The sequence below is a fragment of the Flavobacterium sp. YO12 genome (genome assembly GCF_004119495.1).
In the GTDB taxonomy this organism is placed as follows: domain Bacteria; phylum Bacteroidota; class Bacteroidia; order Flavobacteriales; family Flavobacteriaceae; genus Flavobacterium.
Genome location: NZ_NRQU01000171.1, coordinates 1 through 213 on the forward strand (window position 1 = coordinate 1; position 213 = coordinate 213).

At 43.7% G+C, this 213-nt stretch carries 1 protein-coding gene; it reads left to right on the forward strand.

What is annotated here, in order from left to right:
* A partial coding sequence (locus BOW55_RS21020; protein ID WP_164975102.1) for a hypothetical protein occupies positions 1 to 213 on the forward strand: 213 nt, incomplete at both ends.

The following is a 213-nucleotide window of genomic DNA, read 5'->3' on the forward strand; positions in this document are numbered from 1 at the left end:
CGCTGCAGGCTGTATTTCAGAATCTTCTGGCAATATTGTTGTGTCGAATTTTATTTGTGCCGTTACAGAAACGACATCTTCGATCAATGGTTACACAGGCGGAACAACACCAGCCTTAACGTTGAATGATAAATTAAACGGAGCAGCAGTAGTAGTGGGTACTAACCCAGGTGAGGTAAAAGTTACCCCGGTAACAGTACCAACAGGCTTAAC